At 44.1% G+C, this 10278-nt stretch carries 9 protein-coding genes; 7 read left to right on the forward strand and 2 right to left on the reverse strand.

Annotated elements, in window-relative coordinates:
* Positions 1–369: 369 nt before the first annotated feature.
* Positions 370–897, forward strand: a complete 528-nt coding sequence (locus AS194_RS12005) for a hypothetical protein (RefSeq protein WP_200960361.1) — start codon at positions 370–372, stop codon at positions 895–897.
* A 175-nt stretch (positions 898–1072) separates the two neighbouring features.
* Here AS194_RS12005 and AS194_RS12010 read toward each other — a convergent pair whose 3' ends face one another.
* On the reverse strand, positions 1073–1753 hold the full coding sequence (locus tag AS194_RS12010) for a TetR/AcrR family transcriptional regulator (protein ID WP_058025725.1): 681 nt from the start codon (positions 1751–1753) through the stop codon (positions 1073–1075).
* Between the two features lie 274 nt (positions 1754–2027).
* Here AS194_RS12010 and AS194_RS12015 point away from each other — a divergent pair, with 274 nt between their 5' ends.
* From AS194_RS12015 to AS194_RS12040, 6 genes are all read left to right on the forward strand, one after another.
* Positions 2028–3179, forward strand: coding sequence for an acyl-CoA dehydrogenase family protein (locus AS194_RS12015; RefSeq protein WP_058025726.1), 1152 nt, complete (start codon positions 2028–2030; stop codon positions 3177–3179).
* 62 nt (positions 3180–3241) lie between these two features.
* Entirely contained in the window at positions 3242–4450 is a 1209-nt protein-coding gene (locus AS194_RS12020; protein WP_058025727.1) for an acetyl-CoA C-acetyltransferase, read from the forward strand.
* A 56-nt stretch (positions 4451–4506) separates the two neighbouring features.
* Positions 4507–6696, forward strand: a complete 2190-nt coding sequence (locus AS194_RS12025; RefSeq protein ID WP_227511653.1) for a 3-hydroxyacyl-CoA dehydrogenase NAD-binding domain-containing protein — start codon at positions 4507–4509, stop codon at positions 6694–6696.
* Positions 6689–7852: a CaiB/BaiF CoA transferase family protein gene (locus AS194_RS12030; protein ID WP_058025729.1), complete on the forward strand. Its 1164-nt coding sequence runs from the start codon at positions 6689–6691 to the stop codon at positions 7850–7852. Before AS194_RS12025 ends, AS194_RS12030 begins: the two co-directional genes overlap by 8 nt.
* Positions 7853–8224: 372 nt before the next feature.
* On the forward strand, positions 8225–8929 hold the full coding sequence (locus AS194_RS12035) for a hypothetical protein (RefSeq protein ID WP_058025730.1): 705 nt from the start codon (positions 8225–8227) through the stop codon (positions 8927–8929).
* A gap of 127 nt (positions 8930–9056) precedes the next feature.
* Positions 9057–9500: an SRPBCC family protein gene (locus AS194_RS12040; RefSeq protein WP_058025731.1), complete on the forward strand. Its 444-nt coding sequence runs from the start codon at positions 9057–9059 to the stop codon at positions 9498–9500.
* A 74-nt stretch (positions 9501–9574) separates the two neighbouring features.
* Here the strand turns inward: AS194_RS12040 and AS194_RS12045 are convergent, their stop codons facing one another.
* Positions 9575–9886 carry a DUF1244 domain-containing protein gene (locus tag AS194_RS12045; RefSeq protein ID WP_058025732.1) on the reverse strand — a complete coding sequence of 104 codons (312 nt, stop codon included), beginning with the start codon at positions 9884–9886 and terminating at the stop codon, positions 9575–9577.
* Between the last annotated feature and the right edge of the window lie 392 nt (positions 9887–10278).

Below are 10278 nucleotides of genomic sequence, written 5' to 3' on the forward strand. Positions count from 1 at the left end.
AGTTACACAGAATCTGGGATGGGCTCAAATAAAGAGAATTAAAATTCAATATAAGGTGCTTTTAATTTAAAACCCCAACCATTTACCATTGAAAAATAAGTAAACATATCGGTATTTATTTTCTGCTATCTGTTGTGCTATCATCATTGAACGATCTATCGTGGGTTTAACAGTTTTGTTATTGCCGTCCGTGACAACCGTTTCATGGCAGCGTGATAAACCTTGCAACTTCCAGCACGATATAAAATAACCTTGGTAAAGCGCATGAGCCTGTACTCCGACAACCTCATTTGTGCCTGATTTTTTGCCTATTTGGGCGTATATCAACCTTTTTCGTCGGAGTTATAGGAGTCTAAGGTGTTCAATATCATGAGCCACATTGCCAACCAATCTCAATATACCCGTCGTTATCACCCACGCCATCTCTTAGCACAATATGCGATCAATCAGATAGCCACACTTGAGCTACGTTCGCAAGATATTGTCAGCGCCATGGGTTATCCTATCAAGCATACCATTCCTGCCTGTGACCGCCTGCGCCATGTACTGTCGCATAGGTATCTTGGACTTGATAGCAGCTATATGGACAAATACTTTACCGCTGATGAGTTTTTGGCAAAGCTATTTTCCGTGCTTGAGATACCGTATCAACCATTCGCAGAAGATATTGCTCAGATTAAAAATGACTTAGCGAATCACTCTCATACGTTACCTAGATATAGCTTACAAGCTAAGGTGGATTTTACATTTGCCAGTGCCGATAACTGGATGTCTCGTGGTGCGGCTTCACGTTTTGCCCAAGTACACCTGCCTATCGGTTTTGCCAAGCTAGACGATGCTGCACGTGAGTCAGTGATTCAAGACAGCATCTGCGAGCATTATCAGCCCCAACGATAAAAGCAGGGGACAGGACTCTTTTTTGCCGCTTCATCGTTAAAAATAAGCGCTTAGAATGACTAAACTTATTATTTTTAACATCGAATCGCCTAAAAAATAGTCGCTGTCAGTGCCATGGTCGAATGTTCAACACGCCCTAGTATAAATTAGAAGACTCAGTATAAAAAGCCTCACTTTATCGTGGGGCTTTTTGGTTCTTTGCATTAAATTTTTTGTTTAATGCTTCAGGTTTAGAGATGGCGCGCCATAAAATCACAAATAGCGCATCAAACTCTGCATTTAATGGCGTCTCTGTTTGGCGAATGGTATGCATTAAGCCAAGTCGACTGATAAATCCCATAAACACATCGAAGAGTATGTGCAGTGGGACAGTGTCATTGAGCACCCCACGATTTTGACCATCTTCTAATACCGCCAAAAACGCGCCAATTAACTCTTTGTTTTCATAGATTGCGATATTACGTATACGCGAGGCCGACACAGAAGACAGCACCATCACCGCATCTGGATGCGAGTCTACAAAATCAAAGCATACCCACAGCGTCTTACGTAGACGATCTTGTACGCTATCAATCCCTTGCAGATGATCCATAATCCGAGCGGCTAATCTGCCGAGCACAATATCCATAATGGTATAAAACAGCGTTTGCTTGTCTCCAAAATACTTGTAGAGTGTTTGCAAAGAGACATTTGCAGACTTTGCAATCTGCGCCATCGTCACCTCATTAGCATCAAATCCTGCAAAGACTTTACGAACGGCTTGCTCAATTTTATCCAAAGTTGCGGGTCGCATATCGGATAGGGGTGCTAGCGATCGCGTTTGCGTGGGGCTATCTGACTGATTAAAGGTTTTCATATTTATCGCTTCTTAAAGTATTGGTTATTTGATACGTCCTATCAGTTAAGTGATTTTCTCGATAATCTAACGTGATTAAATTAATAAGTAATTTGAATTACCATTTTTATTTAATGGATTGCGAAGTGGTTTTCCATAGCCTAGTATAAGACTCGTATATTAATAAATACAAAGAATTTATGGCATATCTATAACGGTAATATATATTACCATAACTTCTAAGAAGGACTTAGATATAGCTGTTATTCATACAATATTGTCAAGGATAGACATCATGAGTATCGAAAAATTTACCCCAAACTGGATGACCGAAGAACATCAGATGGTGTATGACAGCGCCTTAAAAATGTTTCAATCTTGGGAGCCAAAGGATGAGCAGTGGCGCAAAAACGGCATGATCGATCGTGCTGCGTGGGAAGAAGCGGGCGAGATGGGGTTTTTGTGTGCGGCAATACCAAGCGAGTATGGCGGCGGTGGTGGCGATTTCGGTCACGAAGCCGCACTCATCTACGCACAGACTGAGGCCAATCAGTCAGGATTTGGCGGTATGGTGCATTCAGGTATTGTCGCGCCTTATATTTTAGCCCATGGTACTGAAGAGCAAAAACAAGCGTGGCTACCAAAAATGGCAACGGGCGAATATATTGGCGCTATCGCCATGACTGAGCCTGGCACTGGCTCCGACCTACAAAACATCAAAACCTATGCAGTAAAAGACGGTGATGATTACATTATCAATGGCTCAAAGACCTTTATCACTAATGGTCAGCACGCCAATCTTATCTTATTAGCATGCAAAACAGATCGTGAAAAAGGCGCACAAGGTGTCTCACTTATCATCGTAGAAACGGACAACGTAGAAGGGTTTGAGCGTGGACGTAACCTAGATAAGATTGGTCTGACCTCGCAAGATACCTCAGAGCTTTTCTTTAGCAATGTCCGTGTACCGCAAACCAACCTGTTGGGCACGGTAGAAGGTATGGGCTTTATACAGATGATGCAAGAGCTGCCACGTGAGCGCCTCATCATTGCGCTATCAGGGGTCGGCTCAATGAAGCTGGCTATCAATCTAACACTAGATTATGTAAAAGGCCGTGAAGCCTTTGGCAAACCTATTTGGAAGTTTCAAAACACGCGTTTTAAGATGGCTGAATGCTATGCCGATTATCTCGCTGCCAGTACCATGTGTGATGCGGCAGTCGATGCGATGTTAGATGGCAAACTGTCTGTACCGCATGCGTCATTAATCAAATACTGGGTCACTGAAAAACAGTGCGAAGTCATCGATGAATGCGTGCAACTGTTTGGTGGCTATGGCTATATGACCGAGTATCCTATCGCCCGTTTATATGCTGATGCGCGCGTGCAAAAAATCTATGGCGGCACCAATGAGATTATGAAAGAGCTGGCTTCACGCTTTATGTAAACGCTTATATTATAAAACTACGATAGTTATTGTTTATTTAAAAAATAAAAAAAGGATTTTTTATGACTGAGACTGCATATATTTATGATGCTATCCGCACGCCACGCGGCAAAGGAAAAAAGGACGGCTCTTTGTATCAGGCGTCACCAATTTGGCTGACACGTACCTTATTAAAGGAGATGGAGCAGCGTCATAACTTGGATACCAGTTTGGTCGATGATGTGGTGCTTGGCTGCGTGACCCCAGTGGGCGAGCAAGGCTCTGATATTGCGCGTATCGCCGTCATTGATGCTGGTTGGGCACAAAGTGTGGCAGGTCTTACCTTGTCTCGTTTTTGTGCCTCTGGTCTAGAATCTATCAATCTGGCAGCGGCCAAAATCATGTCAGGTATGGAAGACATGGTGGTGGCGGGCGGTGTTGAGTCAATGAGCCGTGTGCCGATGGGCTCTGATGGCGGTGCTTGGTACATGGATCCGCGCGTCAATGAAGCGACGCATTTCGTACCGCAAGGGGTGGGCGCAGATACCATTGCAACGCTTAAAGGCTTTAGCCGTAGCGATGTCGATGCTTTTGCCACCGAATCACATCGCCGCGCGGCACAGGCTTGGGAGAACGGCTATTACGACAAATCTGTTGTCCCTGTCACCGATATCAACGGCATGATGCTATTGGATAAAGACGAAACCATCCGTCCTAATACCAATGTCGAAACCTTAGCGGGTCTTAAACCTTCTTTTATTATGCCGGGAAAAATGGGCTTTGATAGTGTGATATTAGACCGATACACCACGATTGAAACCGTGAGTCATGTGCATCATGCGGGTAATTCTTCTGGCATCGTTGATGGGGCGGCGATTTGTTTGGTCGGTAGCGCGGCGGCTGGGCAAAAAGCAGGACTAAAACCACGCGCCAAAATCACAATGGCCTCAGTCATTGGTTCAGAGCCTGCCATTATGCTGACAGGTCCAACGCCAGCTTGCCAAAAAGCCCTCGATAAAGCGGGCATGCAAGCCTCTGACATAGACCTTTGGGAGATTAATGAAGCATTCGCTGCTGTGCCGATGAATACCGCTGATGATTTTGGAATCTCGCTTGATATTGTCAACGTCAATGGTGGTGCAATCGCTATGGGTCATCCGCTTGGGGCAACGGGCGCGATGCTAATGACGACAGTCCTTGATGAGTTGGAACGCCGCGACTTACAGACTGCTATGATTACGCTATGTGTGGGCGGTGGTATGGGAATTGCCACTATTATCGAGCGTGTTTAACCTTTCTCTAAAATAGACTAAAACGCAATATACAAAGAATCATTTAAGGGATAAAAATGATGACAAATAACCAAACAGTAGATAGCGTAATAGCCATTAACGCATTAGATGACTTCTCCGTCCAGCGTGATGACGAGGGTGTCGTCACCGTTACGATTGACCAAAGCAAACGCAAAATGAATGTCATTGGTGATGGCTTTACGGAGGCATTCGCCACGATAGTTGATAGTTTTATCAATGATGACGCCGCCACAGGCTTAATTCTCACATCGGCCAAAGACACCTTTGTGGTTGGCGCAGATATTGATCAATTGAACCAGATAGAGACAGCGGCGCAAGCATTTACATTGACCGAGGAATTAAAAGGGAGTTTGCGTACGCTTGAGACCTCAGGTAAACCCGTCGTCGCTGCTATGACAGGAACCGCATTAGGCGGTGGTTTAGAGTTGGCACTTGCCTGTCATTATCGTATTGCCATTGACACGCCTAAGACCAAGCTTGGTTTGCCTGAGGTGAAACTGGGCTTGTTACCTGGCGGCGGCGGTACTCAGCGCTTACCAAGGTTGGTCGGTATTCAAGTAGCACTGGAGCTGATGACGCAAGGCAAAGAATTACGACCAGCAGCGGCAAAAGATATTGGACTTATTGATGCAATAGCCACTGATCGAGCAGATATGCTGAAGCAAGCAAAAAACTGGATTCAAAACAATCCAAGCGCGCAGCAGCCATGGGATGAGAAGGGTTTTAAAATTCCTGGCGGCGATAGTAAGCATCCAAAGGTAGTGCCTATATTCTCTATCGCCCCAGCCATGGCCAATCAAAAATCTCACGGCAACTATCCAGCGATTACTCATATCATGTCTTGTGTGTTTGAAGGATGCCTAGTTGATATCGATACAGGGCTTGAGATCGAGTCGCGTTATTTTGCCGCTTGCGTACTGTCAACTGAATCTAAAAACATGATTAACACCTTATGGACGCAGCTGAATAGCATCAAAAAAGGTCAGTCTCGACCTCAAGGGTTTGAGCAGACCCAAACCAAAAAAGTCGGTATCTTAGGGGCTGGCATGATGGGCGCTGGCATCGCTTATGTCACTGCCAAAGCAGGGATAGACGTCGTGCTATTGGACACGGAAATTGCCAATGCAGAAAAAGGCAAAGCGTACTCTGCTAATATTTTGGATAAAGCCATCAGCCGAAAGCGCGCTACCGAAGAGAAAAAACAAGCTCTCCTAAAACGTATCACGCCAACCGTCTCTTACGATGATTTAGCTGGTTGTGATCTCATCATCGAAGCGGTGTTCGAAAATCGAGAAATCAAAGCCAAATGTACCCAGCAGAGTGAAGCAGTGATTTCAAACATGGCTATTTATGCGTCTAATACCTCAACACTACCGATTACTGGGCTAGCAAAAGCCAGTACACGACCAAACCAGTTTATCGGTCTGCATTTTTTCTCGCCAGTAGATAAGATGCCGCTCGTTGAGATTATCGTAGGCGCGCAAACTGATGATGAAACGTTGGCCAAAGCCTTTGATTATGTTGTGCAAATAGGCAAAACGCCTATCGTCGTCAATGACAGTCATGGCTTTTATACCTCGCGGGTATTTGGCACCTATGTATCAGAGGGTATCGCAATGCTAGGAGAGGGTGTGCATCCGCGTAGCATCGAAGTTGCCGGACTAAAAACAGGTATGCCGATGCCGCCCTTAGCATTACAAGATGAAGTGTCGTTAAGCTTGGCGTTGCATGTCAGCGAGCAACAGCAGGTAGATATGGCAGCCGAAGGCAAGTCCGTTGCTGTGCGCCCTTCTTACGAGATACTAAAGACGCTGGTCAATGAGCATGGGCGCGAGGGCAAGAAAAATGGCAAAGGGTTTTATGATTATCCAGAAGACGGTGATAAGCATCTATGGCCTGAGCTGATAAACTTATATCCGCCAAAGTCAGAGCAACCATCGCAGCAAGATTTGGTGGATCGGCTAATGTTTATTCAAGCCAATGAATCTGCCAAATGCTATGAGGAAAACGTCGTGCGCTCAGTTGCCGACACCAATATAGGGTCTATCTTTGGCTGGGGGTTTGCACCGCAGCACGGTGGTACACTACAGTTTATCAATGCAATGGGCGTGAGTGCGTTTGTTGAGCGGAGTCGTGAGCTGGCTGCGAAATATGGCGAACGGTTTGAGCCTGCTCAGATTTTGCTAGATATGGCAGCCAAAGGCGAGGCGTTCTCCGATGACTGATGCGCATTTATCAAATCATGATCAAATGGCAGACTGTCTACAAGGGTTACGAGTGGTCGATCTGACTCGTAATCTACCGGGACCTTTTGCCACGCGTTTGCTTGCGGACTTGGGCGCGGATGTCCTTAAAATCGAACCCAAAAAAGGTGATCCTGCTCGGGTGTTTGGTGAATTATTTGCTGCCTTGAATCACGGTAAGACGACTGAAAAGCATGATTTTCATGATCCCAAAGCGATTGCAACTATAAAGGCTCACCTTAAGGAAGCTGATGTGATGTTGGACAGCTTTCGCCCAGGTGTCTTGGCAGAAATGGGACTAGATACTAAAACCCTGCATGCCATCAACCCAAAGCTGGTAATGGTATCTATTACTGGCTATGGTATCGCAGGCAGTTACGCAAAAGAAGGTGTCTACTTAGAAAGTGCTGAGCCAAAAAATAGCTCTCAAATAAATCATAATTGGTCTGATAAGGCCGGTCATGATATTAATTTTATGGCTATGAGTGGTGTGCTTGATCAGTTAAAAACAGCTCAGGGTGAGCAGGCTATGCCCAATGTCCAGTTTGCGGACTTGGCAGGTGGTAGTGATACAGCAGTGATAGCACTGTTGGCTGCTGTATTTGCCGCGCAGCGTACCGGAAAAGGACGACATATTGCGATTAGCATGACGCACAGTTTGTACAATCATATGGTCATGCCAAAGGTGACGGGTAAGCTAATCAGTCGTTTTTCAGGTGACAATTCAAATAGTGCTTCAAATAATACTTCAAGTACAGCTCCCATACCACAGCATGACTTTTTAGGCGGTGCATTACCATGTTATCGACTGTACCAAACCGCTGACCAGCGACATATGGCGGTTGGTTCGTTAGAGTTGAAATTTTGGCAAGGTCTATGTGAGGTATTGGAGTTGCCAGCGCTTAAAGACATACATTGGCAGCTTGGCATCATGCCCAATAGGCCTGAGAGTCAAACAGCGACTAAAACAATGGCGGAAAAATTCGCCAGTCAAACGCTTGAGCATTGGCAAGGCGTATTTGCGGCAACGGATGTCTGTGTGACCCCCGTGCTGAATTTACAGGAAGCCAAGGCTCACCCTTTGTTTGCGCATCAAGATGAATATCAGGCAACCTCAGGATGGCAGCAAATTAGCTAGTCACTGGTATGGAGATACCTTTTTAGTCTGTGTTATTTAGCCTGTCTGTCTAAATCAGAGTGATTGAACTTGTATATCTGTCTATCTAAAATTGCCTGGATAAGAGACAATATAGTGAAACCATTATAAAAATGGTATAGCAAGATTAAACGCTATTTTTCGCAGCCTCTGGAGACGCAGTCACAGCAAGCAAGAAAAGTAGCGTTTAATCGAGCGCGTTTCCTATGCTGTATCAATTTTATTGAGGTTCTACTATATGCGCATAAAATCTAGAGCGCCGTGATATTAAGAAAGTATCATCTACTAAGGCTCTTAAAGATTGAGCCACACAGACATTTCACAAATTTAACTCAAGCAAAAAGGCCGTTTTGAATGACCAAACATAACCCGTATAATTTTTTACCTTTGCAGCCTACTGGTAGAAACGAGAACGACACTGCCAATACCTATGCGCCTGAAGATATGATTAAAATATATGAGCAGCAGTTTCTCATTCAAGTACCTGAAGAGGAGCTGACAGGGTTTTTGCCTGCCCTAAAAGCATTTTATGATATTGATAATCATACTTTAGATGTCAGCGCCGTTATTTTTGATGCAATTGCAGATTCGAGTATTATTTATAATCACAAAATCAAAGTGGGCGGCTATCAGTTGCTAGGCGGATTGGTAGAGGAAGCGATTGAATATGATGAGGATACTCAAAGTGACGATAGCACTGAAGGCGAAGAGATTCAGGCCTATACACTAGAGTGCCAGCGCGCTTTCTTCATCAATGATGTAGAAATACCTTATCATTTTAATCTGTTCATTTATGGCGATGGCTATTCTACTTTGACCAAAAAAGAAACCGTACTAGAAAAAATGTATTGGTTTGTCAGAGGCAGGTTTGAAGAAGAGTTGTTGGACGACTCCAAAGATAATGATAGCTTGGACTCAATCAATGAGCAGCTAGCCAGCTTGGGCATTGCGGCCATGGATCTAACGACTGTAGATGAGATCGTAAGTTATATTGAAGGCAGCATCATAGATGACGCAATGGTTGATGAGCTAAATAAGCTATTGGATGATGTCGAGTAGTATTGATGGTAAGCGTCTTTCAAAAGGACGAGCTTCTTCACGATCATAAGTTTTTGAAGTGTGACGGCTTTATTTGTTTCTAAAATGGCACTAAGCGAAATAACTTTAATCCTAACGAGATCATATTATGTTCAAAATAAAAGTAGAACGCATTGTCAAAAAACCGATTGATGAGGTATTTGAAGCACTGAGCGACCATGCCAGTTATGGCTCATTTAAAGCGGTGGGAGTTGCTAAGTTAGTCGCTGAAGGTAATGAGGAGCGCAATGGTGTTGGCGTTTTACGTAGCATTCAAGCGGGACCTATTAAGTTTTGGGAGCGGATTACAGCGTTTGAGCGTCCTACTCATATGCAATACCAAATCGAAAAAGCTAAACCTGTCGAAATGCGACATGATAAAGGCGTCATTGATTTAAAAGACTTGGGCGATGGCACCACACACGTGACTTGGATATCCGAGGGTCGATTGATTGTACCGTTGCCATTAATCGGTCGCCTATTTGATCGTCAAATGCAGAAACAAGGAACCATAGGATTTAGTAGTATACTCAAATCTATAGAAAGCCGCTAATCTAGCGGCAATATTGTCTTCTTCGATATAATTATATCATGGTGGCTCTTTTATTTGAGCCACTACTGTTGGTTTCAATTCGTTTTGTTCTTGGTAGCTTCAATTTCGTTAAAACGTGCCAACTGTTCTGGTGTTGCTTTTTGCTGGTACTTCGCTTTCCACTCAGCGTAGGGCATGCCATAAACAAGCTCGCGCGCATCCTCGTAGTCGATCTCAATACCACGCTCTTCACCAGCAGCTTTGTACCATTTGGATAAACAGTTACGACAAAAATCGGCAAGGTTCATCAGCTCAATATTCTGTACATCTTTACGCTCGTCTAAATGAGCCAGTAAGCGACGAAATGCCGCCGCTTCTAATTCGATGTTTGATTCTAATTTTGCCATAATATTTTTCCTAATTGTCATTGAGCCATCTAAAACTTAGTTAATACTAACCAGTAAACTTATTATAGTAGAGGTTCGCTAATTTAAAACCTTTTAATCATAATATTAAACCACGCTTCATTTCTATCTGCTCTAAAAATAGCTAGGTTGGGGTCAATTCAGCATTCGCAGTTTTAGGGCAGGGCACGGTTTGGGCACCAAATGGGCACCGCACCGAAAATGAGCTTTTTAATTGAGTAGATAAACTTAACTTTAAGAAAACAAATATTCGAAAAAATACTCTACAAACCCCGAAAAATAGACAAAAAAAAGCCTCACTGCTCATATAAAGAGTAGTGAGGCTTTTTAAATATTTGGAGCGGGATAAGAGATTCGAACTCTCGACCCCAACC

Origin of the sequence: Psychrobacter piscatorii (assembly GCF_001444505.1) — a bacterium.
Taxonomy (GTDB): Bacteria; Pseudomonadota; Gammaproteobacteria; order Pseudomonadales; family Moraxellaceae; genus Psychrobacter; species Psychrobacter piscatorii_B.